This window comes from Pseudonocardia sp. OZ21 (assembly GCF_059359135.1).
Genome location: NZ_JCADBN010000007.1, coordinates 260,958 through 287,022, shown reverse-complemented (window position 1 = coordinate 287,022; position 26,065 = coordinate 260,958). Strand labels below are relative to the sequence as shown.

Genomic DNA, 26,065 nt, shown 5'->3' with positions numbered 1-26,065 from the left:
ATAGAAAAGAAATGACCACCACCTTCACCGTGGGTTCCCTGGTGTCCGCGCGCGGACGCGACTGGGTCGTGCTGCCGGAAAGCGCCGACGAGATGCTCGTCCTGCGCCCGCTCGGTGGCGCCGACGACGACGTCGCGGCCGTCTTCCCAGGATTCGAACAGGTTCGCCACGCCGAGTTCGAGCGGCCGTCGGCGGATGACCTCGGCGACTCTCTCGCCGCGGGACTGCTGCGCTCTGCCCTGCGCATCGGTTTCCGCTCCGGAGCCGGACCGTTCCGCTCGCTCGCCGGCATCGCCGTCGAGCCCCGGGCCTACCAACTCGTGCCGCTGATGATGGCCCTGCGGCAACGGACAGTGCGCATGCTGATCTCCGACGACGTCGGCATCGGCAAAACCGTCGAGGCCGGCCTCATCGCGAGTGAGCTCCTCGCTCAGGGAAGCGCGCGACAGATGGCCGTGCTGTGTGCGCCGGCGCTGGCCGAGCAGTGGCAGGACGAGCTGCGGGCCAAGTTCGGTATCGACGCCGAGCTGGTCCTGGCCTCCACGGTTCGCAGGCTGGAACGCGGGCTCGACCTCGGGCAGTCACTGTTCGACAAGCATCCAAACGTGGTGGTCTCCACGGACTTCATCAAGTCCACCCGCCATCGGGACGACTTCGTCAAGCACTGTCCCGACCTGGTCATCGTGGACGAGGCCCATACCTGTGTCGCCGCCGACGACACGTCCTCCGTGCAGAGCCAGCTGCGTTTCGAGCTGCTGCGGCGCGTTGCCGCCGACCCCGACCGTCACCTGATGCTGGTGACCGCGACTCCACATAGCGGCAAGGAGAGCGCGTTCCGCGCGCTGCTCGGTCTGGTCCGGCCGGAACTGGCCACGGCCGACCTCGATTCCGACGCGGGCCGCCGGCTGCTCGCAGCGCATTTCGTGCAGCGCAAGCGCGCCGACGTGCGCCAGTTCCTCACCGTGCATGACGGGCTGGCGGACGACAGCCTGCGCGAGGACACCGCATTCCCGTCGGACAGGTTCTTCAAGGACGAGACCTACCGGCTTTCCCCTGCCTACCGCGCGCTTCTCGACGATGCCATCGCCTACGCGAGCGAGCGCGTCACGGCCGCCGGCGACCAGGGCAAGCGCGAAGCCCGCATCGCGTGGTGGTCAGCGATCGCGCTGCTGCGTTCACTGGTCTCCTCGCCGAGGGCCGCCGCGCAGACGCTGCGCACCCGCTCAGCGTCGGCGATCGCCGCTACCGCGGAAGAGGCCGACCAGCTCGGCGCCCCGCTGACCCGCGACTCCTCCGACAGCGACGCGCTGGAGGGCCTCGACGTGGCCCCCGGCGCGGAGACCGAGGGCGCGGGCGCCCGACTCGCCGAGCTCGCCGACCGAGCGGCCCGAATGGAGGGTCCGACCGAGGATCGGAAGCTGGCGGCGCTGATCAAGCACGTCAAGGCACTTCTCGCTGAGGGCTACCACCCAATCGTCTTCTGCCGCTACATCCCCACCGCCGACTACGTCGCGGAGCATCTGGACGGCAAGCTCGGCCGGAAAGTGGTGGTCCGCTCGGTGACCGGCACGCTGTCCCCACAGCAACGCCTGCAGCGGATCGAGGAACTGGCCGAGGAGGCGGGCCAGGACGCCCACCGCGTGCTGATCGCCACCGACTGCCTCTCCGAGGGAGTGAACCTCCAGCATCACTTCGACGCCGTGATCCACTACGACCTGGCCTGGAACCCCACCCGGCACGACCAGCGCGAGGGCCGCGTCGACCGCTACGGCCAGAAGCGGGACATCGTCAAGGTCATCACTCTGTACGGCAGCGACAACGGCATCGACGGCAAGGTGCTCGAGGTCCTCATCAAGAAGCACCGCCAGATCCAGAAGGACCTGGGTATCTCGGTGTCGATTCCTGACTCCGCGTCCTCCGCCGTGACGGACGCGATCGTCGAATGGCTGCTGCTGCGTGGCGGGCGCCCCGAGCAAGAGGGCCTGTTCGAGCTCGATCAGGTCACCAAGACGACCGAGGCGCTCGAACTGAAGTGGAAGTCGGCTGCCGAGCGGGAGAGGACCTCCCGTTCGCGGTTCGCTCAGCGCGCCATCCACCCCGAGGAGGTCGCCCGGGAGATCACCGCGGTGCGGGACACCTTGGGCCGGGCGGCCGAATCCTCCGACTTTACGCGGCAGGCTCTGGCCTCGCTTGAAGCCGTGCTGCGTGACGACCGGGCGGGTGGCTTCACCGCGGATCTCTCCGGCACACCCGCCGGGCTGCGCGACACCCTCGCACCGCTGCTCGGTGGTGACGCCGTCGAAACGGGAAAGCTGGTGCCGTTCCGCGCTACGGCCGCGGCGGCGCGCGGGGAGGTCGCCCTGGTCCGTACCGACCCGGTCGTCGGCGCGCTCGCCGGGTACGTCCTCAACGCCGCCCTCGACGGCAAGGCCAGCGGGCCCCGACCGGCCCGGCGCTGCGGGGTGATCCGCACGCGGAGCGTCGAGACCCGCACCACGCTCCTGTTAGTCCGCTACCGCTTCCATCTCGCACTACCATCGAGGACGGGCGAGCGGCAGCTGGTCGCCGAGGACGCCCGGCTGCTCGCCTTCCAGGGCGCACCGGCCAGTGCGACATGGCTGCCCGCCGAGGATGCACTTCGCCTGGTGGAGCTGACCGCGGACGAGAACACCGATCCGACGTTCGGTGAACGCACCATGCAACGGGTGCTGGACGCGCTCTCCGCGACGAACCCGTACCTGGAGTCCTACGGCGACGAGCTCGCTGCCGAGCTACTCGCCTCGCACCGCCGGGTCCGCAGCGCCTCCGGCGAGATCGTCCGCGGCGTGAACGTGACCGCACAGAAGCCCGCCGACGTGCTCGGCGCCTACGTCTACCTGCCGGTGTCCGGAGGGGCTGCCTGATGTCCGCCATCGCTCGCAACCAGGTCTTCTCGGCCGTCCACACCGTCGGTGGCCTGCTACCCGCCGACATGCTGGTGCGCATCTCCGACGGCAAGGACGTCAGCGGCTGCCTGCCCGCCGACTACCGCGTCATCGGTTCACGGTCCGTTCCTGACGCAGCGGAACGCCATTGGGACTACCTCCGGTCGGTGTGGACCGAGCTGAGGCAGAAGCTCCCCGTCGCCTCGGCGGCCGACACCCCGGCAGACCCCACCGGGCTGGCGATCACGCAGTGGCTCGCACCGCTGTTCGCCGAGCTCGGCTTTGGCGAGCTCAGCGCGATCGGGACGTCGGGCATCTCGTCTGACGACGGGAGCAAGACATTTGCGATCAGCCACCGCTGGAACCACCTACCCGTGCACCTGATCGGCTGGAACGCCGAACTGGACAGGCGGCCGGGCGGAGCGGGCACCGTGCCGCCGCAGTCGCTGGTGCAGGAGTTCCTGAACCGCACCGACGCCCACCTGTGGGGTGTGATCACCAACGGACGCCAGCTGCGGCTGCTGCGCGACTCCAATGCGCTGGCCACCGCCTCCTACATCGAGTTCGACCTGGAGGCGATCTTCGACGGCGAGCTGTTCAGCGAGTTCGTCCTGCTGTACCGGCTGCTTCACGTGTCGCGCTTCGCGATCGCCGAGGGCGCGAGCCCGTCGGCATGCTGGCTGGAACGGTGGCGCGTCGAGGCGATCGCGTCCGGCACTCGCGCACTCGACCAGCTTCGCAACGGTGTGCAGAACGCGATCACCACGCTGGGCACCGGGTTCCTCAAGCACCCAGCCAACTCCCGGTTGCGAGAGAACGTCGACGTCGAGTCGTTTCACAACGCGCTGCTGCGGCTGGTGTATCGCCTGCTGTTCGTCTTCGTCGCGGAGGACCGCGACGCCCTGCACGATCCGGACGCGAGCGAGCAGGCTCGGGAGCGGTACGCCGCGTACTTCTCGACGGCCAAGCTGCGCGCCCACGCGCGGCGCCGCCGCGGCACCGCCCATAACGACCTCTACCAAGCACTTCGGGTCGTCCTGGACGCCCTCGGCGACGAGAACGGGCGTCCCGAGCTCGGCCTTCCCGGACTCGGCGGCATCTTCGACGACACTGATGCCGACGCCCCGCTGCACGACATGTCGCTGTCCAACGAGTACTTGCTGACGGCGGTGCGCCATCTCTCCCAGGTTCGGGACGCGGCTTCCCGCCGCGTGCGCTCGGTCGACTACCGCCACCTAGACGCCGAGGAGCTGGGATCCATCTACGAGTCCCTGCTGGAGCTGGTTCCAAAGCACAGCGCGGTGGACCGGACGTTCGACCTCGTCCTGTTGGCGGGCAACACCCGGAAGACAACCGGCTCCTACTATACGCCAGCATCGCTGATCGAGTGCCTGCTAAACACCACGTTGGACCCCGTGATCGACGACGCGGTCAAGCGCGGGGAGCTGATGGCCTCTGCCGCCGGCGAGGTCGACCCAACGGACTCGATCGCCGGCGAGTTGCTGTCCCTGGCGGTCTGCGATCCGGCCTGCGGCTCCGGTCACTTCCTCGTCGCCGCCGCACGCCGCATCGCGAAGCGCGTGGCAGCGGTACGGGAACGCAACCCGGAACCGACGCTGGACGCCGTTCGCCACGCACTGCACGAGGTAATCGCTCGCTGCATCTACGGCGTCGACCTCAACCCGATGGCCGTCGAGCTGGCCAAGGTCTCCCTTTGGCTAGAAGCGCTCGAACCAGGCAAGCCGCTGGGCTTCCTCGACGCGCACATCAAGTGCGGCAACGCGTTGATAGGCGCGACCCCGGCGCTGCTGCGCGGCGGAATCCGAGACGAGGCGTTCAAGCCGATCGCGGGCGACGACAAGAAGTACGCCAAGGCGCTTGAGCGGCAGAACAAGGACGAGCGCAACGGTCAGCGCGGGCTGTTCGATCTCGACATCGAACCGAAGGTGACGAACACCGCGTTCGCCACCGGCTTGCGCCGGATCGCAGGCGCGTCCTCGGACACCCTTGCAGACGTGCGGCGGCAGGAGTCCGCCTATCGCGAGTTTGTCGAGTCGGACGATTACGTGCGCGCACTGCATGTGGCCGATTCCTGGTGTGCCGCGTTCCTCTGGCGCAAGACCCCCAATGCGCCGCGCGCGATCACTGAGGAGGTCTTCCGCGACCTCCAGGACCCGCAAGCCGATGCGGCGCCCCAGCGCACGCACGAGGAGGTCGCCCGACTCCAGGACCAATACCGCTTCTTCCACTGGCACTTGGAGTTTCCCGACGTGTTCACCGTTCTCGAAATCGGCGTGGATGCCGACGAGGTGAGCGGCTGGACAGGGGGATTCGACTGCGTTTTGGGAAATCCCCCCTGGGAGCGCATCAAACTCCAGGAACAGGAGTTCTTCGCGCAGTCCGATCAGGAGATTGCTACCGCAAGGAACGCCGCCGCACGCAAGGATCTCATCGCAGCGCTCAATCAAAATCCTGACCGCCGCGCTCTGTACGAGGACTTCGAAGCAGCAAAGCGCAAGGCGGAAGGAGAAAGCCATTTCCTCCGCAACGGCGACCGCTACCCACTGACGGGTCGCGGTGACATCAATACCTACGCGGTCTTCTCGGAGGTCGCCCGCACGCTAACCGGGCCACACGGCCGCATGGGCGTGATCGTCCCGACCGGTATCGCCACCGACGCAACGACGCAGTACTTTTTTAAGGAACTGGTCGAGCACGGTTCGCTCGCCGCGCTCTACGACTTCGAGAACGCCGCGCCGCTCTTTCCAGGCGTGCATCGTTCGTTCAAGTTCAGCATCCTGTCACTCGCCGGTAGGAAGCTGCGAGAACCGGCCGCCAGCTTCGCCTTCTTCCTCCACGACCCAGCCGAACTCGACGACGCCGACAAAGCGTTCACACTTACCCCTGAGGAGATCACGCTTCTTAACCCGAATACCGGAACCTGCCCGGTGTTCCGCTCCCGCCGCGACGCCGAGATCACCCTCGGTATCTACCGCCGCGTTCCCGTCCTGATCAAGGAGCCTGACATGCAGGGCCGCGGTGGCAGCAACCCGTGGGGAGTCTCCTTCATGACAATGTTCCACATGTCGAACGACTCCCACCTGTTCCATACTCGCGAAGACCTCGAAGCCGATAGCTGGACTCTTTCCGGAAACGTCTTCACCAGGGACACCAGACGAATGCTGCCACTGTACGAGGCGAAGATGCTCCACCACTTCGACCATCGCTGGGCGACTTACGACGAGAACGGCGACACCCAGGACCTCACCCTAGCGGAGAAGCAGGACCCCACCCTAGTCGTCCTCCCTCGCTACTGGGTACCCGAGGACGACGTGCCGACCGGGAGGTTCAACAAAAATGGGAGCGAGATCATGGAGGCCGGCGTCACTACCCGCCTCACCAACAAGGGCTGGGACCACAATTGGCTTCTCGGCTTTCGCAATGTCTGCCGAAGCACAGATGAACGCACGCTGATCGACAGCATTTTCAGCCGAGTTGGAGTCGGTCATAGCGCCCCGTTATTGATTGCCGATGATGGCGCCTTCCTGCAGGCAGCGATCACGTCATTCGCCTGCGACTACAGTCTTCGACAGAAGCTGGGCGGAATCAATCTCACTTTTAATTATTTCCAGCAGATGCCCGTCCCTACTCCCAGAGACCTGCAAGGTCAACGCGAGTTCATCCGAAGGCGCACCCTTGAACTGACGTACACAGCCACCGATATAGAACAGTTCTCCAGAGAATTGGGCGACAGCGGAGCCCCCTTCCGATGGAACAATGAACGGCGTGCCGTAATCCGCGCGGAACTGGAAGCCCTCTTCTTTCACCTCTACGGAATCGGCCGCGCGGACGTCGCCTACATTCTCGACACCTTCCCCATCGTCAAGCGCAAGGATGAGTCCAAGTACGGTGCGTACCGCACGAAGGATCTGATCCTCGCCGAGTACGACCGCATGGCGGCCGCCGGGGTGGACCTAAATACCCCGCTCGTCGACGGGGGAAACTATACTTCCACCCTCACCCCGCCCCCTGGCCACGGTCCCCGCCACCCCGCAGCCAGAGCCTGATCACCCATGCCTCAGCTCGCCTTCGCAAACAGCTTCTGGGAGAGCTACGACCTGTTGGAGAGGCAGGTCAAGGCTGGCGTGCGGAAGGCGATGACGAAGTTCCAGCAGCTCTCGGTCGCCGAGCTGCACGCGGACAAGGGCTTGCACCTGGAGTCGGTGGACAAGGCGCGTGACCCTCGGATGCGGACCATCCGCATCACCGACTTCTGGCGCGGAGTCGTCCTCGCCCCCGACGACGGAAGCGACGTCTTCCTGCTAATCCGGGTCGTGCCCCACGACGACGCCTACAACTTCGCAGCCAAGCGGCTCTACACCATCAACACCGCCACCCGAGGGCTGGAAGTGCGCAACGTCGTCGCGATCGAGCAGCTCACGCCTCCGTTGGAGGAGGCGGCGGCGAATGCGCCATCGCTTCTGTTCGCCTCTTTCTCCGACACCGCACTGCGCGAGCTCGGCATCGACGACCAGGTGTTGCGCGCCGCCCGGGCGATCAGTGACAAGGCCCAGCTGGAGGCATTCGCCAGCCTGCTGCCGGAGGACCAGTTCGAGGTGCTGCAGTACCTCGCCGAGGGCTTCTCACCCGAGGAGGTCTACCGAGACGTCGTGGCCCAGCGCCGGCCCGCAACTGTCACATCCGGCGACGGCGACAGCCTCGAGATGGCCATCATCAACACGACGAGTCGCATCACGCTCGTCACGAGCCCCGACGAGCTGGCCGACATCCTCGACAAGCCGTTCGCGGCGTGGCGGGTGTTCCTGCACCCCTCCCAGCGCCGCGTCGCCTACCGAATCTCCTTCAGTGGGCCGGCGCAGGTGACTGGAGGTCCGGGCACCGGCAAGACGGTGGTAGCCCTGCACCGAGTCAAGCACCTGCTGTCCCGCTCACCGCACAGCCGCGTGCTGCTCACCACGTTCACCAACGCGCTCGCCGGGACGTTGCACGAGAACCTCTCGCTGTTGCTCGACGACGAGGAGCAGCTCGCCCGCGTTCACGTCACCACCATCGATGCGTTCGCGAACCAGGTCGTCCGAGACGTGACCGGGCGCCCCTTGTCGTTGATCACCGACGCCGACGAGCGGCAGATCTGGCGGCGGCTCTGCCGCCGGCTCGACCTGCCCTGGTCCGAACAGTTCCTGGCACACGAGTACCGGCACGTCATTCTCGCCCAACGGATCACCAGCAAGGAGGACTACCTCCGGGTCGAGCGGCGCGGTCGGGGTTCGGCGCTGCGGGAACGGCAGCGCGAGCAGCTCTGGCACGCCGTCGAGATGTTCTCGGCCGAGCTGCGTGCAGCCGGAAAGACAACGCACCTGCAGGTCTGCGCCCATGCGGCGGACCTGCTCGGCACGCATGCCGCCGACCACCGCTTCGACCACGTGGTCGTCGACGAAGCCCAGGATCTGCATCCCGCCCAGTGGCGAGTGGTGCGCGCTGCCGTTGCCGACGGTCCGGACGACCTGTTCGTCACCGGTGACCCGCACCAGCGGATCTACGACTCGCGCGTGTCGCTCCGCGCTCTTGGTATCTCCGTTGCGGGTCGGAGCACCCGGCTGCGGATCAACTACCGCAGCACCGCCGAGATCCTCGAGTGGTCGACGAAAGTGATCGACGGGTCTCCGGTCGCGGATCTGGGCGGTGACGGCAGGGACACCCTGATCGGCTACCGCTCGCTTCTACACGGGACCCGGCCGGATGCCTCGGGGCATCCCACCGAGCACGCGGAGATCACGGTACTGATCGATCGGGTGCGTGACTGGGTCAGCCAGGGTGTCCTCCCCAGCGAGATCGCCGTGTGCACGCGGTTCAACATCCTGCTGGACAAAGTCCACGACCGGCTGAAGGTCGAAGGCATCCCTGTCGTGCGGGTCAGGGATCGTCCAGGTTCGGAGGTCAACGGGGTGCGCCTGGCAAGCATGCACGCCATGAAGGGGTTGGAGTTCCGCTGTGTCGCGGTCGCGGGCGTCACCGCCGGAGCCGTGCCGTTCGCGAAGGAGATCACACCCGCCGAGGTAGACCGCCAGCAGCATGAGAGCGACATGCTGAAAGAGCGCTGTCTGCTGTTCGTCGCGTGCACACGAGCACGTGAAGCCCTCGCCGTCTCCTGGAGCGGGACGCCGAGCCCGTTCCTCCCCACCCCTACTCGGAGCTCTTCCGGTCGGGTCGAAGGGCGCCCTGGGTAAGCCCGTCACGTGCCAGCGACGCCGCACGCTCACCCAGCTTTGCCAGGTCCGCCAGATGCCGTTCGAACTCGTCGAGTGCACGGAATGCGGCGCCGTACCGTCGCTGTTCGTTGATGCCCATCTGTGGAACGCGCGAACCCCGCACATCGGTGCGGAAGCTCCCGCTGCCGCTGGTCGCGCGCCTGACGTTCGCCGAGCTGCGGAGGAATCCCTGCAGGTAGTCGGTGTCGAGCTGGTCACTCGTGGAGACCGCGGCTCCGTCTGTGAGCTCGACGAGTCCGGCTCGGGCCAGCTCACCCATCCTGACCGTGGCGCCGTCGAGCGCGCCAGGACCTGCAGTGAGTTGCGGCAGCAGCTCGCGCAAGCCCCGGAGCCTGTTCACCGTCGCTTCGCAAGCTGCTGTGTACTCGGCAAGGTGATCTGTAGGGGACGCGCTGACGTACCGCGCAGGAGTCAGGTCGACCTCATCGTCGAGCAGGTCGATCAGCGGCACGTCCACCGATTGACTCGGAACCGGTTCGAACGGCCCCGCCGGATCGTTCTCCGTGAGATCCACCATGTGGACGTCGCTGCCGCCATGATTCGCCTCAGCCGGACGCGCCAGGAACCACAGATGCACTGCCTGCGGGTGGGACGCGGCCATACCCGCAGGCAACGCAACGACCTGAGTGAGGACGCCCCGCCGCACAAGTTCGGCACGGATCCGGCGGCCCGCCTTCCGATAAGCGACGGACGCCGGCATCACCACGATGGCCCGGCCACCCGGAGCCACGTGGGCATAGCTGTGCTGTAGCCACGCCAGCTCGCCTTCCGCGCGAGTCGGTACGCCGAACTCCCAGCGAGTGTCGAGGAGCAGATCGTCGCGGCCCCAGTCGGTCACATTGACCGGGGGGTTGCACACGACGAGCGCTGCACGAAGCTCCGTCCATTGATCATCCCGTAACGAGTCGCCCGCCTTGATCGTGGCGTCGGCGATTTCCTCCAGTTCCGCGCGCGCCGACGCGAGCCTTGCAGCGGAAGGATTGATCTCCTGGCCTGCCAAGGCAACGTCGGGGTTCTCCCGGAAGGCAAGGAGCAGGGACCCGATCCCGCAGGCGGGATCGAACACGGTTCCTGTCACCGGACCTGCAAAGTGGCGAACTGCGCAAACGAGCTGAGGTGTCGATACCTGCTCAGAACCTGCTCGACCCGCCGAACCGAGGAGCCGTTCGGCAAGCCCCGCGACCACTTCGGCCGGCGTGCTCTGCTTGGCCAGATCCAGCACCAGCGAACCAAGACCAGGATCGAGGTTGCCAGAAGAACCCGTGATGAGCAGTTCGGAGATGTCAGCAAGACCGCGAATGACGTCATCGCCATACTCCCCGCGCAGCGCTTGCCAGACAATCACTTCCGACGAGAGCTCATTCCTCTTGTCATGCCGGGCCAGCCAAGCATCGACCTCGGTGAGAGCGAACAACGGGTTTCGGTCGGTGCCGCCAGCGGGCGCCGGAAAGTCCGGGTACCGCCTGCGCCAGTTGGAGACGGCGGCCCGAGTCACCTCGGCAAGTCTGGCGATCTCCACAGCCGTCATCAACGTGTCGGCGGCGGCACGACGATCGGCACTCATTCGCCCAACGTACACGCCATGCCGCCTGTCGGCAGGGTGAAACACGTTGACTTCGTCAACGAGGACAGGTCCGCCGGCGCGTAGGCATCGACCGTCCGGCTCCGACAGGCCGGGGCCAGGGTCAGCCTCTTGCCCACGACCGCTCCGCCCGACGGGTCGTGCAGCAGCGACCAATCCCCGCACTCCGACCCAGCACCGCCCCGATCGCCGCAGGTGCCACCGACTTCCCCGTAGCCGCGTCCGTCGACTCGAGCCACCCGCCTGCTCGCCGTCAACGTCAACCTCACGCTTCCGGTCAATCTCTCTGTTGACATCGCTAACAGACGATGGTCGTATGTGCGCGTCAGATCGGCGAGAGGGGCACGACATGGATGACACCGGCATCGGATTGCACGAGCTGCTGTTCGAACGCGTAGTAGCCGACCCGGCCCTCAGTGGACGGTCTGCTGACCTGGTCGTCGCAGCAGTTGAGGGCGACGAAGCACTGCAGTCCGCGCTCGAGGGAGGGGCCGCGCCGGGTGTTGCTGCCGACGCCCGACAGACGCGGCCTGACGGGATGAACGGGATCTACCTGCGCTCGATTCGCGCCAGGGGATTCCGGGGAGTCGGACCGGCTGTCACGCTCGATCTGTCTCCGGGCCCGGGCCTCACGGTGGTCACCGGCCGCAACGGCTCGGGCAAGTCGAGCTTCGCCGAGGCGGCCGAGCTCGTGCTGACCGGCGACAACTCGCGGTGGAGCGGGAAGCAGACCAACAAGGCGGTCTGGGTCCAGGGCTGGCGAAACCTCCACGCGGTTGGCCCGACCGAGATCGCGGTCGAACTCTTCGCCGCAGACCAGACCGGCCCGACAAAGGTCCAGATGAGCTGGGACGACGGGCAGGAACTCGGCGAGGACACGTGGACCCTTCAGCGGCACCAGGAGAAGCGCGAGCCCATGACCCACGGGGGGCTCCCTGGTCTGGTGCTCTACCGCCCGTTCCTGTCCTACGGGGAACTGGGTGCGCTGGTCGACAAGCGCCCCACCGAGCTGCACGCCATGCTGCACAGCCTGCTCGGCCTCGGTCTGCTCGACGATGCGCGGGACCGCCTGAAAGCGGCACGGGCTCCCCTCGACGCCCGGGCCAAGGACCTCAAGCAGTCGAAGCAGGCCCTCCTCGTAGAGCTCGCGACAGTCGACGATGAGCGAGCACGGCGCACCGAGGGACTGCTGAGTGCGACGAAGCCGGACCTCGACAGCCTCGGGGATCTGATCCTCGGTGACGACGCCGACGCAGAAGTGATCAGCGCCCTGCGTGAGTTGGTGGCGATCACCGTGCCGAGCGCGGACGAGGTGACGGCGGCCGTCGACAGAACTCGGGACGCGGCGCGTCACCTCGCCGCGGCGAGTACGACGAACGCCGGGTCGGCCAATGCCGTCCTGACGCTCCTCCAGGCCGCTCTTGACCACCACACCGCCCACGGCGATGAGCAGTGCCCCGTCTGCCGGACGGGCACTCTCGATGCAGCCTGGCGCGAGCGAACGACCTCGGAGATCGAGCGGTTGCGGCATGAGGCGGCGAATCTGCGGAATGCGCTGGCCGAGCAGAGCGAGGCCATCGAGTCGGCGCGTCGGCTCGTCACAGTCGTGCCTGGGGCGCTCCGGAGGACAACGGGGGGTGTGGACGCCACCGGAGTGCTGGCTGCATGGTCTACGTGGGACGGTGTCCGCCACACCGATCCGGAGCGTCTGCCCGAGGCCCTTCTCCTCGCGCACTCTGAGCTCGTCACCGCTCTCGCGACCATGCAGGCCGCCGCGAAGGACGAACTCGCGCGACTCGATGGGATCTGGCGCCCCGTGTCGGCCCGTCTGCTGGCCTGGCACGACGAAGCGATGGCCGTCGCTGGCGACGTCGCGAAAATCGCTGACCTCCGCAAGGCGGAGACGTGGTTGAAGGCCGCCGCGGTCGATCTGAGCAACGAGCGGATGAAGCCCTTCGCCGCGCAGTCACAGCAGATCTGGCGGCAGCTGCGGCAGGAGAGCAACGTCGATCTCGGCGGGATCACGCTGGCCGGGAGCGGCAACCAGCGCAAGGTCCTCCTTGACGTGACCGTCGATGGCAGCGAGACGGCGGCGCTGAGCGTGATGAGCCAGGGCGAGCTGCACGCGTTGGGGCTCTCCCTCTTCCTGCCCCGCGCCACCCGGGACGAGAGCCCGTTCCGCTTCCTCCTGATCGACGACCCGGTCCAGGCGATGGACCCGGCGAAGGTCGACGGACTGGCGCGTGTGCTGTTCGAGATCGCGAAGTCCCGGCAGGTCGTCGTCTTCAGCCATGACGACCGGCTGTCCGAAGCAGTGCGCCGGCTTCCTGGCTCGGCGCACGTGTACGAGGTGCAGCGCCGCGAACAGTCCCAGATCACGCTGGTCTCCAACTCCGATCCGATCAGTCGCTACCTTTCGGATGCAACCGCCGTGATCAACGACGACGCCATGCCCGAGGACCTGCGCCGGGAGATCGTCGCCAACTGCTGCCGTGGAGCCCTGGAAGTTGCGGCGCACGCAAAGGTGCGCAAGATCCGGCTCAGCCGGGGCGATGCGCATCTGGATGTCGAGAGCGCATTGGCCAAAGCCTTCAAGACTCACGACAAGGTGACCTTGGCGGTGTTCGACGACCCGTCACGAGGGGGGCAGCTGTATCCCCACCTGAACGACAAGGTGGGGCGTTGGGCGGGCGACGTGCTCCGCATCTGCAAGCAAGGCGCGCACCGCACCTACCAGGGGGACCTCGCCGATCTCGTGAGCAAGACGCGAAAGCTCGCAAAGTGGGTGTTGCAGTGAACGAGGCCGCCCGGATGCGGCTGGATCAGGCCCAGCGAATGCTTCACGGCGACTACCTGGGTGGGGTGTGGCCGCGATGCGCTGTGTGGATGATCCGGCTCGCCCTGGAGCACGCACTCGACACCCTGTGGGAACGGCGCCGCCCCGAACTGGCTGAATGCACGAGGCGCTCGCAGCTGCTGGCACTCGGCGTTGTCGTCGATATCCATATCCAGCAGCGCACCACGGAGCTCTGGAACACGCTCAGCCGCGCCGCACACCACCACCACTACGAACTCGCTCCCACCGTATTCGAACTGCGGGGTTGGCTCGCCGACGCGAGGACCATCTGCTTGCGCCTTGTCGACGCCCCCTGACGCAGCACGACTCCGGCGTCTGTCCTATGCGGACGCTCAACCATTTGGAAGGCACGCGATGAACCAGTACGACCCCCGTTTCCCGCAGCCCGCTCCGGCCTTCTACCCGCCACGGCCCGCGCCGCAGAACGGACTCGGTACCGCCGGCTTCGTGCTCGGACTGCTCGGCCTGCTGTTCTCCTTCATCCCACTGATCGGCATCATCGCCTGGCCGCTTGTGCTGCTCGGACTGGTGCTGGCAGGCGTCGGACTTGCTCGCGCTCGACAGGGCCGCGCAACCAACAGGGGTCTCGCGATCGCAGGCATCGCCTGTTCCGTGGTCGGACTGCTGCTCTGCATCATCTACGCCTCGGCCTTCAGCGCCGCTGTCTCGGACACCGCCCGTCAGCCCAGTACAGCCTCAGCACCGGTTAACGGGACCGGTGCTGCCCGGCAGGCGCCGGCGCAGACCGTGACCGCTGGGATCGGAGATGAGGTCCGCGACGGCTCTTTCGCATTTGTCGTGACCAAGGTCGAGACCGGAATCGAGAGGCTCGGGAAAGGGGTTCTGGCCTCGGATCCACAAGGGGCCTACGTGCTCGTGCGGGTGACGGTCACCAACATCGGCGACGAGGCGCAGATGTTCAGCGGCTCGAACCAGAAGCTGATCGACGCGCAGGGCCGGGAGTTCGACGCCGACAGCGGGGCAGCGGTGATGTCCGTGCCCAACAGCGAGTCGTTCCTGAACAACATCAACCCGGGCAACCGCGTGAACGGCGTGCTCGTGTTCGACCTTCCTGAGGGGGTGGCGCCCGCAGCTATTGAGCTGAACGACTCGATGTTCTCCGACGGCGTACGCGTCTCCTCCCTTGGCGGCTGATGGAGGTGCCCGTGAAGCCCGACCGTCTGGACGTAACGCCAGGCCGCGGCCGCCAGGGCTACACGAGTGAGTCCGAACTCGATCAATAGCTATAGACGATCAGGTCCGGTGCCGAGCAGGACGTGGCGCACCACGGCAGCGAGATTCAGTGCCGCCCCGCGAGGCAACGCGACCTCCTCGTCCTCCGGATCTTCCTGGGAATGTCTCTGCAGGAAACCGCGCAGTTCCTGGGCATCACCCCTGGTGCCGCACGGGTTGCCCAGAACAACGCGCTCACGTGGCTGAGGACGCGCGTGACTGGTAAGCCATTGGGCAGCATGGTTCCAAAGGCCCCCTCGCTCGTGATCGCCGAGCGACCGTCGAACTACCTACCGGAAGGTCCAGCGGGGTGCCACGGTGAGCCAGTGCCTCGATATGCAGCTTGCAGTGCCTCCGTGCGCGTACGTGACTATCCGAGATCTATGCGTCAGATCGACATGAGCGCGCCCTGTGCACGATGAACTGTCGCGTGGACTCGGCCGTCGCTGGCCAGCCGGAAGCCTGCTCGCGCGGCTACAACCCTCGCTCCGAGAGGAACTCCTCACGAGGTGCCGCACCACTCGCTTCGCTCCTGGTCAGCTGCTGCTTCGTCAGGGCGCGACCGATCGTCACGCCATCGTACTGATCGACGGCGAGGTCAAGGTCCATGTGGTGGACAGCAGCGGTTTCGACGCAGTCCTGGCGATCCGTCGTCGTGGTGACCTCGTCGGTGAGCTGGCTGCGCTCACCGACGAGCCGAGGACCGCCACGGTCGTCGCAGTCACTCCGGTGTCGGCAGGGGTGATCCTCGGGGACGCCTTGATCGACTTCTTGACGGTTCACCCGCAGGCAGCTCGCGAAGTGATACGAACTCAAGCCCGTCGCCTGGAGTGGGCGAACCGGCGACGCATTGACTTCGCGTCGCGCAGAGCCACAGTTCGCGTGGCGAGGGCGTTGGTGGACCTCGCACGCGAGGACGATGGGGTCGCCGGCGGACCTATCCGAGTCGAGCTCACCCAGCGCGAGCTCGCGTCGCTGGTCGGTATCGCTCTGAACACGGCGGAGCTTGCGCTGCGCAGCCTGGCAGAGGCAGAGCTCATCGACCGGCGGTATCGAGCGGTGCTCGTCATCGACCTCCCGGCACTCGCGACCTTCGCCGACCGGGATCCCGACAACCCGTAAATCTCCGGGTTTCTCCGCACGAACTTTGAAGAGGATCTACCCATGAGCGAGTCCCCTAATCTCGGCCCGGTCCGCCGGACATGTCTGACAGTCGACCTGGAGAACTACAGCGGCCTCGACGCCCCCACGCAGCACGCCGCACAGTTCGGTCTCGCAGAGGCACTCGACACGGCGGCTGCCGAGGCAGGGCTGAAGCGGCTGCGCTGGCATCGACAGGACGGCGGGGACGGGGAGCTCGCAGTGCTCCCGCCAGAGGAAAGTGAGCCGCTCGCCGTCGGGGCGTTCCCGGTGGCCCTCGACGCCCGACTGCGGAACCTTCACCAGCGCGCAGGCCTGTTCCTCAGAGTGCGACTAGCGATCAACTACGGCGCGGTCAAGCCCTCGGCTCTTGGGTTCTCGGGATATGGCCCGGTCGATGTCGTACGGATCGCGGACGCGCCGACGGTGCGAAAGGCGCTGGCGTCGATCCCGGAGGCACACGTCGTACTCGCCCTGTCCGCCGCCCTGTACCGGGACATCGTGGAGCAGGGACACACCAAGATGGGTTCTGACCAGTTCCGAATGGTGTCTGTCCCCCGAATCGGAGGGACGGCGTGGATCAGCGTGCTCGGTATCGCACCCGGCCGGATTCCGGTGGATGAGCAGGCGGAGGAGGCCCCGTCAGGTCAGGTGAACCAGCACGTCGACGCGACACACTCAGTTGTCAGCCAGTCCGGCCAGGACACCACCCACAGCGCGATCGGGCCGAACAGCAACGTCTACAACACCGACTTCAACTCCCCCGTCCAGACCGGGACGCTCCACATCGGGCCAAGGCATGGCTGACAACGAACGAGAACACCGCCCTCTGCTGGACAAGCAGTCCGAAGCCCGAGACAGGGAACCGAAACCGGACGAAGTCCATGACGGTCCTGATGACGAACAAACTGCCGACGGGGAAAAGCAGACGCCGGCCGTCCTGAAAGACGATCAAGAATCCGCTCCAGAGCCTCAGCTTGTGGACATGCAGCAGAGGACCGACCGGTACTACACAACATTCTTCGGTCCGGTCCACGCCGGGGCCTTCGGGATCGGCGGAAGTGCGCCCGACAGCCAGGACCTCAGGACGGCGACCATCAACGACGCGGACGTCCAGGCCTCCCTCGAATCCTTCGCGACCCCGCCTGCCTACGACGTTGCCGCCACAATTCTCGACCGGCACCACATCGTCGTTCTGAGCGGGAGCGCCAAGACCGGCCGAAGATGCGGCGCACTGGCTTTGCTCGCGCAGTCAGCACCGGCAGGTGCCGGTATCCGTGGGCCAATCGTCGAGCTAACACCCGGTGGCACGACGGCACAGTTGCTCAGCTATTCCTTCGAGCCGGGCGGCCGCTATGTCCTTACCGACTACTTGCCGGGCGACGTCACAAGCGAGCAGATTCGCTTCGACTTGGGCCAGCTGCACCGGCGTCTTGCCGACGCAAGCTCCTTCGTCGTAGCGACGAGTAACGCGCCTCCCGCCACGTTCCACCACTTCGCCGTGGCGTGGAACGCCGTCGACTGCCGCGATGTGCTCGACGCGTACCTGCAAGGCCGCGACCACAGCTATGACGGGGCGATGGTGTCGGATCTGCGCGACATCGCCGCCCACCGCTGCCCGAGTGAGATGCCGGAGTTCTTCAAGCTTCTAGAGAGGTCGGGGCCCGAGGCAGTCGAGCAGCATTTCCAGGATGGCACCCAGAACGACCTACGCGAGTTGATTTCTAATAAGCCCTGTGCGCCCACGCTGCTAACCCTCGTAGCCGCAGCATTCCTCCCCGGCGCCATCGAGAGGAACTACGAGGCTCACCTAGACCGGCTCCGCGAACTCGTCGACGAACATGCTCGCCGAGATCCGTCAACCCGGGACTACACGGAGGCCCTCGAGCAGTCACGTCAACGCCGGGCGGAGTGGGTTACTTCGCGATCTCATCCCTCTATATCGGGGGAACGCATCGTAGAGCTCAGCGGCACCGGTACCGGCGAGTTGCTGTTGGCGGAGCTGCGAAAGCACTACGGGCGAGAGCTGTGGAGGCCGGTGCACGAGTGGTTGCTCGAGCGACCCAAAGAGATCATCGAGCTCGGCGACGAGCAAGCACTGGCGACCGGGACGGCGACCCTCGCCCGAGTGGACCCCTCCGGCGCCTACAGCGTTTTGGACGCCTGGGCACAGGACGAGTCGCTCGCGGGCCAGTGGGCAGCCGCCGCGACAGTCTCAGCCCTCTGCATGCACGAGACCACAGTTGCCGATGCGCTCCGCCACGCCGTTCGGTGGGCCGGCGGAGCCCGACGGAGGAAAGTCACCGCCGCCCTCTCCTTCGGTCAAACTCTGGGCAGAGTCTTCCCTGTCCAGTCGATGAGCTATTTGTGGTATCTCGCTCTCCGCGAGCAACCCGTGTCGCGGCCAGCGCGGAACCAGTTCGCTGCGCTCGTTCGCGCCGCCTCCCGGGACGACGACCGGATACGACGCGCACTCTCGATCGTCGATTGGCAGCTGGAGCAGGTCCTGCTGGATCAGGCGCACGACGAGCGATTGATCAGCAAGGCGCTGGACACCGTATCCGCGGTTCTATCGGTCGACCTCCCGAACGAGGAGTCGTTGACACAGCACGTCCTACGCCGCCTCCCGGACCAGATCCGCCGCGTCGGATCGCTTTGGGCGGAAGTTATGCGTAGCTGGGAGCACCGCGACTCCGCTTTGTCTCACCTACAAGCCACACATGACGCTCTGGATTCCGAAGGGGTGGTTGAGTTCGCCACCCTGGGAGAGACAGTTCAGCAACGCCTCGCGCCTGCCGAGTGGCAGTGGGTTTGCCGTGACCTCGCCCTTGAAGCGTGGAAACCGACTAGGCACCCCGAGGTTGCGGCATGAACCGCGACCGCTTCCCGGTGGTAGACGAACGCGCACTCCTACGCCCCGAACGGCGGTGGATGTTGAGCACATGGCGCGATCCCGCGCAGCTGCCGGTCCTACCGCCGGGGTGCGTCTACGTATTCGCAGTTGACGGCAAGTACACGGAGTGCCTCACCCCCGGCCACCTGCAAGGCACAGAACCCGAGGTTGTCAGAGCAACATGGGTGAGTCTGGTGAACGTCCGCTACCGCCGGATCACAGCGACGGCCTTTGTGCCCTCCACGGATCTGGCCAGCGACTTCGTCGTTCAAGTGGCGTTCGGGTGCAAGGTGGCACAGCCGCACACCGTGGCCGAGCAGGGGCTGACGGACCTTCACGGAGACCTCGGCATTCGGGTCAGCCACGAGGAACTCCTCATAGCGCTCCAGCACCGGTTCGACATCAAGCACATCGACGAGGTGCGCAGGCGCGTCACCGCGAGCCTGAGCACGGCTTATCGAGCACGGCCACCGACCGTTGAGGGGATGGACATCACGTTCGAGGGAGTGCACGTTCACACACCGCGTGAGCTGCGTAGGCACCGTGCCGAACTCCGCAATACCGCCTGGTTGAGGGAGGAGGAGGAATTGCGCGAAAAGTTCGAGCTCAAGCGGGTTGCGCACACCGAGGAGCTACTTCGGTCGCCACAACGGGCCGAAGCCACTGCAATCGCCCGCAAGGAGACGACCACCCAGCAGGCCGCTCACCGCCAGTTCCAGGAGCGCGATCTCCAGACGCAGCGGCTCATGGAGCAAGTTCAGGCATGGATCAATGGTGACGGCGCCAAGCGCGCACCGATTGACCGGCGTCATCTCGCCGACGAGCTCTTCCGACGGCTCACGGACCAGTCCACGCCCGAGGCCGGCAACGGTGAGTACGCGTACCAGCATACGAACGGACGAGCTGATCTACCGCGGGACGAACCCCACATCCCGCCGGACGGCCGTCTCGACGGCGCCTGATTCGATTTCTGAAAGGAGCGAACATGGAAGAAGAGCTCTTCCGCATTCTCGCGACCGCCGCCGCCGGCGTGATCGTCAGAGCGATGGGCACCGCGGCGTGGCAGGCGGTCCGGGGTCGGTGGTCACACGTGCTGGGACGCGGCGACCGCGATCAGGAGGAGGCGGTGGCAGGCCAGCTGGACGAGTCGGCGAGCACGCTTGCTGCTGCCGCTCCCGACCGCCGCGAGCAGCTCGTCTCGGAGCTCGAGGCCGAGTGGCGTGGGGCATTGCGCGTGCAACTCCGCTCGGATCCCGAGCTCGCGGAGGCGGTGCGTTCGCTCGTCGAAGCGGACCCCCCTGCAACTCGGACGGCTACCCTCTCCATCGAACAGACTGCCAGAGTCAGGAGCGGGATGAGCATCCAATCCGGACGAGATACGCACGTCGGCATTCCTGCACCCGGTCTTCGACGAACCTGACGCCAAGAGACTGCCCGCTCAGTCCATGTTGGACGAATACCAGACGATGGTCGTCGCGTCTGGCAACACCTGCGGCCGCCAGTCGAGCCAGGTGGATCGTGAGCCGCCCGGCGGGGTGCTCACCCCTCTTCCCTCGTCATCGCACCAGTCGCATCGCGGGTAGATCAGCGCATATGGATCACGGTGGCAGGGCGAGGCGTTGCCCGTCGGCCCGACGGCGCTCATGGTCCGCTTCGCGGCGTAACTATGCTGCCGCAGTGAGCGATCTGGGGTCAGACCTGGAGATCGTCCGGTGCTGTCCCGTGGACCGATCGGCTCCTAGGTACGAGTGGATTGAAGCGCGACAGCTGCGGCTGCGCCCGAGCAAGTGGACGGGTAGGACGGAACTTGATCGACGCCGCTCACGGCAGGACCACTGCCCCAGATCCTCTCCTCGATCGAGCTATTCGGCTCTTCTCGTTTCTGGGCCAGGCCCAGCAGCTGAAGAACCCCAGCGTGTCCGACCTTGACTCCTACCGTCGGGACGGAGCGGTCCACTGGCTCCACGACCTGCCAGTCCACGCAGCAGTCCACACCGCGCTCCGGGGCGGCACGCCGTCACTGGCCGATGCCGTTCTTACGGTCGACCGTGTCCCTCGCCTCGAGCCACCGACGCCAGGCGATGCACTAGCCCTATGGCTCGACGGTCCCACCAATGATCCACATCACGAGCCCGTGCTGCGCGACGAGCTGTACCTCGCGGAGCCGTCCTCGGCGACTTCGGATCCCGCCGGCCCACCCACCCAGCGGCGGGTCACAATTGACCAGCGACCCGAGGTAGTCGAGGAATTCGAGCGCTTCCAGCACGAGTTGCGCTCCTGGGCAGAGCAGGATCTTCGCGACGAGCCGGTGCGGTCGTTCTACGGCGCCCTCTTCTCCACCTACGTAGCAGCGAACGGGCATTCCGAGGAGCTCGAGCTCGTAATCGGTGCCGGGCTGCTGGCATGGAGCCCGGACGCGCACCCCAAGGTGCGTCGGCACATGCTGACCGTCGAGGTGAAAATCCTCTTCGACGACGACACCGGCCGTCTGACCGTCGCGGTCGACGAGACTGCCGGCAGTGGTACCCGGCTGGAACTCGAGATGCTCGACCCGCGCCTGGTCGGCAATCCACAGCACGTGAACGCCGTGCGCGACCGCGCTCGGTCGGAGCAGATTCATCCCCTCGATCGCGACCGCATGGGCGAACTGGCCAGGCGCCTCGTGCACGTTCTGTCGTCCGAAGCCGAGTACCACGACGACAACGACAACGTCCCCACTACGCCGACCAGCAGACCGGTTGCGTCGTTCGCACCTGCGTTGCTTCTGCGAAAGCGCTCGCAGCAGGGCTTGGTCGACATCTTTCGCCGAGTCGTCGACCAAATAACAGCACAAGGGACCGTCCCCGACGGCATCCTTCCCCTCGTCGACCCGGAGCACACACCGCAGGTCGCGGTCGGCGAGCGCACCGACGGCGCGCTCGTCCGCGTCGACGATGAGCCGTTCCTTCCCCTGCCCGTCAACGACATGCAGCTGCGCATCCTGCGTCAGGTGGATTCCCACGCCCAGACCCTCATCCAGGGGCCGCCCGGCACCGGCAAGACGCACACCGCAGCGGTGCTCATCTCCCACCTACTCGCACAAGGAAAGCGCGTACTCGTCACCGCGCAGACCGACCGAGCGCTCAAGGAGGTGCGCGAGAAGCTGCCGGAGGCGATCCGGCCACTCGCAGTGGCGGTCGTCGGAGCTTCGCGCGAGGACATGTCCGACCTGCGGGTGGCGGTCGAGCGCATCGCTGTGAATGCAGCCGAGCACAATCCGGACGAAGCGCAGCGAGCCATTGCCGGGCACCTCGCCGCGATCGACGAGCTGCGCCGGCGGCGGGCGTCCCTGCAGCACCGTCTCCTGGACGCTCGGGAGCGTGAAGTAGGGACGCACGACGTTGCCGGTTACAGCGGGACACTCGCAGCGATCGCCCAGCTGCGGGATCAACAACTGCCCTCGTACGGCTGGATCAGTGAGTACGTCGAGAACCCCACCGGTACGCCGCCGCTGACAAGCGAGGCTGTCATCACCTGGCGCAACCAGATGCTGGACGGCGCCCTCATTGCCGATGAGCCCCACGCCCGCAAGCGCCTGGTCGGGATCGATGGTGTGGTCGATCCGCGACGACTCGCCGATCTCGCTGCGGCCGAGGAGCGCGCGCTGAAGCACGCTGCACGTTTCGACGAGCTGCGCGGCCATCCCGCCTACCCGGCCGTGCAACACATGATGAGCGACGAACGGGCAGCCCTCGCCGATCGTCTGCGCCGTCTGTCGATGGACATGCACGAGCTCATGCAGCGACGTGAGCCCTGGGTGCGTGAAGCCCTTGACGACGTGCGCATTGGACGCAGTCCGATCTGGGGCGCGAGGCGAGCGGAGATAGGCCAGCTCATCGAACGCGCCATCCCGGTGCTGGCGGCTCTCGGCCCGGTCACCGACGTACGCGTCCAGGGCGACACCGCCGGACTCGACGTGCTGGCGGCGGCACTCGCCGAGTACTTGGACAGTGGCGGCAAGATCAAGCTGGGCACCGATGGCCTTCCGCGCGTGGGCACCTTTGCCGCACGCCCGCTCAAGCAGGCTGCTCCGGTCTTCGAACGGGTGCGGGTCAATGGGTCGGCGCCCTGCACGACAGCACAGGTCCGGGCGTTCCTCACCTGGATCGACGGCGACCGGCTGCTCGCGGCGCTGGATCGGGCCTGGCCTGCGGGAGTGATGATCCCGCCCGAGGACACGCTGCAGGAGCGCCTCCAGTGGCACATCACCGAAGTGGCGCTGCTTGACCGGGTTCTCGCGCTGGGGGCCGAACTGCACCGTGAGGAGCAGCGCCTCAGCGCGGTCGGGCTGCCCCGGCCCAACTGGAACGACCCTCGTGAGCTCCGGGCCTACATCGCGCTGCCCGAGGCGGCGGCGACCGCCGAGGCTGCCGCCGACGCGGCACGTCCACTCGACAAGCTGACCCGTCTGATCTCCGACGAGGAACGGTGGCCCGACGCCGAGCCGGTCGTCACGCACCTGCTCGATGCCGTGCGACGGCGGGACCACGCCTCTTACGCCGCTGCACACGAGCGTCTCGGCCAGCTTCACCTGGTCAGGGCTCAAGTGCTTCAGCGCGACGAGATGCGGGTCGCGCTCGCGGCAGTTGCTCCTGAACTCGCTGCCGCCGTCCTGGCCGATCCGGGCGCCAGCGGATGGGACACCCGGCTCCCTGTCTTCGCCGAGTCATGGAACTGGGCCGTTGCGGGCACGTGGATCGCGGAGCAGGCGAACGCGGACGTCAACGCCGTTCAGATCGGGATCATCAGCATCGAGAACGGCATCCGCGAGCACGTCCAGCAGCTCTCGGCAATCCGCGCGTGGAGTCACGCCGTCGGCCCGACGAGGCTGTCCCGCGGCTCCCGGGCGAGCTTGGAGCAGTACGCGTCCCTGGTCCGCCGATTCGGCAAGACCGGTGGCCAGTACCGAGAGCAGCGCAAGGCGGAGATCCGCGACGCGATGGACCGCTGTCGGCCCGCCGTTCCCGTCTGGATCATGCCTCTCTACCGGATCGCGGACCAACTGCGGATCGAGCCAGGCATGTTCGACGTCGTCATCGTCGACGAGGCATCGCAGGCCGGGCTGGAATCCTCGTTCCTCCAGTACCTCGCTCCGCGCATCGTCGTGATTGGTGACGACAAGCAGGTCTCCCCCTCTGCCGTCGGCGTCGACCAGCAGCAGCTGCGGGACCTGGGCAATCAGTACCTCTACGACGACCAGTTCCGCGCGACGTGGCAGGACCCGCAGCGGAGCCTCTTCGACGAAGCGAAGATGCGCTTCAGCGGCATGCTCACCCTCGTCGAGCACCGCCGCTGCGTCCCCGAGATCATCGGTTTCTCGAACCGCATCGCCTACGAGCCCGACGGAGTCCGACTGATCCCAGTACGACAGTTCGGAGCCGAACGGCTGGAGCCCATCCGTACGGTGCTCGTCGAGGACGGCTACGAGCGCGGCTCGTCGAGCAGCCGGATCAACCAACCGGAAGTCGATGCGATCGTCGACCAGATCGAGAAGTGCATCGTCGATCCGCGATACGACGGGCTCACCTTCGGAGTCATCTCGTTGCTCGGGGCGGCACAGGCCAAGGCGATCGAGAAGAAGCTGCTCGACCGGATCTCGCCGGAGGAGTGGACCGCCCGCGACCTCCGATGTGGAGACGCAGCGGACTTCCAGGGGTCGGAGCGGAACGTCATGTTCCTCTCCATGGTCGCCGCACCGCAGGAGGGACGGCGGATCGCCGCGCTCACGGCTAACCTATACGTCCAGCGCTACAACGTGGCTGCGTCCCGGGCGAAGGACCAGATGTGGGTGTTCCACTCGGTCCGGCTGGAGGACCTCGGCAATACGGAGGACATGCGCTTCCAGCTCCTCGACTACTGCTATGGCGTACAGCGACGGTCCTCGTCGGAGGACGACCGGATCGTTGGAACGACGGTTCCCGAGGACGTGCCGGTCCTACCGTTCCAGTCGCTCTTCGAGCAGCGCGTGTGCAACAGACTGCTCGACCGTGGCTACAGCGTGATCCCTCAGTTCCCCGCGCTCGGCTACAGCCTCGATCTCGTCGTCATTGGTGCGAAGACGCGGTTGGCCGTCGAGTGCGATGGCGATCACTGGCACGGCCCGGACGCCTACCAGCGGGACATGGCGCGCCAGCGCGAGTTGGAACGCTGCGGCTGGCACTTCTTCCGCGTACTCGAATCCGAGTTCTACCTGGACCCGGTCAAGGCGCTGGCTCCGCTGTGGGACCAGCTGGCCGATCTGGAAATTCATCCCTCGGGATGGGCCGCTTCGGAGCATCTCACCGGTGAGCAGTCCGCCGAACCAGCCGTCGGACCAGACGATGACATCGAGGCCGACGCGGGTTGGGACAACGCCCGACACGATGAGGACGAGGTCGCGGAATCCGACGACGGGGCGACGATCAGTGCTCCGAACTCCCCGATCACCGCGGCCGGGGAGGACGTTCTGGTGGAGACGGCTCCCGTGACTACGCTCGACACTCCGGCCGCGAGGTACGGGACAGACCTCGGCATCGGCCCGCTCGTGCCATACGAGGGTTTCGCTGGCTCGCTTGTGCCCATCGCCACCGCCACGCGCGACGACATCGTCGACGGGCTCGTCGCGATCGTCGCGGTCGAGGGTCCGGTACTCGGACACCGGCTACACAGTGCCTACGTCCGTGCCGCGAACGGACACAAGGTCGGCTCTCAGATCGCGAAGACCCTCAACTCCGCGGTGACGTCGGCGATACGTCGGGGCCTGCTCGTCCAGGACGATCCTTTGGGCGAGTCCGGCATCAAGCCCCGCACGTTCCGGCTGCCCAACCAGCCCGCCGCGATCGCCCGCGAGCTCGGGCCACGGACGTTCGATCAGATCCCGCCTGGCGAACTCGCCCTGGTCATGGGACACGTAGCAGCGGCGTTCGGTTGGGAGGACCGGACCGAGCTCTTCCGCGGGACGATCGCGGTGTACGGGATCCGCAAGCTCGGCTCGACGATCAGAACCCGTCTGGACGCGATCCACCAGGTTGCTGCCATTGCTGAGAACCGACCTTCCGCCGCGGGACACAGTTAGCGCCAGAATCGATCAGCTGTAGAACAAGTCCCCGCTCCGAGCGGCGAAGTACG

14 protein-coding genes are annotated in these 26,065 nt (G+C 66.5%); 13 read left to right on the top strand and 1 reads right to left on the bottom strand.

The features are described 5' to 3' along the window. Window positions 1-11 precede the first annotated feature (11 nt). Genes AC5L35_RS18830 through AC5L35_RS18820 form a run of 3 tightly spaced genes read left to right on the top strand, consistent with a single transcriptional unit; the run spans window position 12 to window position 9,172 of the window. Window positions 12-2,903 carry a DEAD/DEAH box helicase gene (locus AC5L35_RS18830; protein WP_495060955.1) on the top strand — a complete coding sequence of 964 codons (2,892 nt, stop codon included), beginning with the start codon at window positions 12-14 and terminating at the stop codon, window positions 2,901-2,903. Continuing rightward, window positions 2,903-6,991, top strand: a complete 4,089-nt coding sequence (locus AC5L35_RS18825; protein WP_495060954.1) for an Eco57I restriction-modification methylase domain-containing protein — start codon at window positions 2,903-2,905, stop codon at window positions 6,989-6,991. Before AC5L35_RS18830 ends, AC5L35_RS18825 begins: the two co-directional genes overlap by 1 nt. 6 nt (window positions 6,992-6,997) lie before the next feature. Beyond that, entirely contained in the window at window positions 6,998-9,172 is a 2,175-nt protein-coding gene (locus AC5L35_RS18820; protein ID WP_495060953.1) for a UvrD-helicase domain-containing protein, read from the top strand. Here AC5L35_RS18820 and AC5L35_RS18815 read toward each other — a convergent pair. After that, a complete protein-coding gene (locus AC5L35_RS18815) occupies window positions 9,129-10,778 on the bottom strand; it encodes an N-6 DNA methylase (RefSeq protein ID WP_495060952.1) in 1,650 nt (549 codons plus the stop codon). The genes AC5L35_RS18820 and AC5L35_RS18815 overlap by 44 nt on opposite strands. A 367-nt stretch (window positions 10,779-11,145) precedes the next feature. Here AC5L35_RS18815 and AC5L35_RS18810 point away from each other — a divergent pair, with 367 nt between their 5' ends. From AC5L35_RS18810 to AC5L35_RS18765, 10 genes are all read left to right on the top strand, one after another. Then, on the top strand, window positions 11,146-13,593 hold the full coding sequence (locus AC5L35_RS18810; RefSeq protein WP_495060951.1) for an AAA family ATPase: 2,448 nt from the start codon (window positions 11,146-11,148) through the stop codon (window positions 13,591-13,593). After that, window positions 13,590-13,949, top strand: a complete 360-nt coding sequence (locus AC5L35_RS18805; protein ID WP_495060950.1) for a hypothetical protein — start codon at window positions 13,590-13,592, stop codon at window positions 13,947-13,949. The genes AC5L35_RS18810 and AC5L35_RS18805 overlap by 4 nt, the downstream gene beginning before the upstream one ends. A gap of 58 nt (window positions 13,950-14,007) precedes the next feature. Beyond that, window positions 14,008-14,808 (top strand): DUF4352 domain-containing protein, encoded by an 801-nt coding sequence (locus AC5L35_RS18800; RefSeq protein ID WP_495060949.1) that lies wholly within the window; start codon window positions 14,008-14,010, stop codon window positions 14,806-14,808. Between the two features lie 122 nt (window positions 14,809-14,930). Next, window positions 14,931-15,308, top strand: a complete 378-nt coding sequence (locus AC5L35_RS18795) for a sigma factor-like helix-turn-helix DNA-binding protein (RefSeq protein WP_495060948.1) — start codon at window positions 14,931-14,933, stop codon at window positions 15,306-15,308. Next, window positions 15,298-16,008 carry a Crp/Fnr family transcriptional regulator gene (locus AC5L35_RS18790; protein ID WP_495060947.1) on the top strand — a complete coding sequence of 237 codons (711 nt, stop codon included), beginning with the start codon at window positions 15,298-15,300 and terminating at the stop codon, window positions 16,006-16,008. The genes AC5L35_RS18795 and AC5L35_RS18790 overlap by 11 nt, the downstream gene beginning before the upstream one ends. Before the next feature lie 42 nt (window positions 16,009-16,050). After that, window positions 16,051-16,833 carry a hypothetical protein gene (locus tag AC5L35_RS18785; RefSeq protein ID WP_495060946.1) on the top strand — a complete coding sequence of 261 codons (783 nt, stop codon included), beginning with the start codon at window positions 16,051-16,053 and terminating at the stop codon, window positions 16,831-16,833. Continuing rightward, window positions 16,826-18,898 carry a hypothetical protein gene (locus AC5L35_RS18780; RefSeq protein ID WP_495060945.1) on the top strand — a complete coding sequence of 691 codons (2,073 nt, stop codon included), beginning with the start codon at window positions 16,826-16,828 and terminating at the stop codon, window positions 18,896-18,898. The genes AC5L35_RS18785 and AC5L35_RS18780 overlap by 8 nt, the downstream gene beginning before the upstream one ends. Then, on the top strand, window positions 18,895-19,881 hold the full coding sequence (locus AC5L35_RS18775; RefSeq protein WP_495060944.1) for a hypothetical protein: 987 nt from the start codon (window positions 18,895-18,897) through the stop codon (window positions 19,879-19,881). The genes AC5L35_RS18780 and AC5L35_RS18775 overlap by 4 nt, the downstream gene beginning before the upstream one ends. A gap of 23 nt (window positions 19,882-19,904) precedes the next feature. Beyond that, window positions 19,905-20,339, top strand: coding sequence for a hypothetical protein (locus AC5L35_RS18770; RefSeq protein ID WP_495060943.1), 435 nt, complete (start codon window positions 19,905-19,907; stop codon window positions 20,337-20,339). A 714-nt stretch (window positions 20,340-21,053) separates the two neighbouring features. Further along, window positions 21,054-26,012 (top strand): PDDEXK-like endonuclease domain-containing protein, encoded by a 4,959-nt coding sequence (locus tag AC5L35_RS18765; protein WP_495060942.1) that lies wholly within the window; start codon window positions 21,054-21,056, stop codon window positions 26,010-26,012. Window positions 26,013-26,065: the final 53 nt, after the last annotated feature.